Raw genomic sequence first — 538 nt, 5'->3', positions numbered from 1 at the left:
CAGCTCGACTGGCGCTGGGTGTTCTACGTCAATGTGCCCGTGGGCGCCGCCGCCCTGCTGATCGTCGGCTCCCGCATCCGACTGCCGAGCAACCGGACCAAGCCCCGTATCGACGTCGCGGGCGCCGCACTCCTGACCACCGGCATCCTCGCCCTGACCCTGCTCTCCAGCTGGGGCGGTACGACCTACGCCTGGTCGTCGCCGCAGATCCTCGCTCTGGCCGCGGTCGCCGTCGTCGCGTTCACCGCGTTCGTACGCACCGAGAAGCGCGCCCCCGAACCTGTCATCCCGCCGCGGCTGTTCCGGGACCGCAACTTCACGCTCGCGCAGATCCTCGGCTTCCTGGTGGGCGCGGCCATGCTCGGCTCGACCAGCTATCTGCCGCAGTACATGCAGTACGTCCAGGGCAAGTCGTCGACGGCCAGCGGTCTGCTGCTGCTTCCGCTCATGCTCGGCATGATCGGCTCGGGGCTGCTGATCGGCCGGCGCGTCGCCAACGGCGGCCGCTACCGCGTGTACCCGATCATCGGCGGCGCCC

1 pseudogene is annotated in these 538 nt (G+C 70.1%); it reads left to right on the top strand.

Features of this window, described 5'->3' with window-relative positions:
- A pseudogene (locus J0695_RS36595) lies at positions 1 to 538 on the top strand (MFS transporter); the annotation flags it as partial.

The organism is Streptomyces beijiangensis, from assembly GCF_017315755.1.
Lineage (GTDB): Bacteria > Actinomycetota > Actinomycetes > Streptomycetales > Streptomycetaceae > Streptomyces > Streptomyces beijiangensis.
This window is presented reverse-complemented; position numbering and strand designations above follow the sequence as displayed.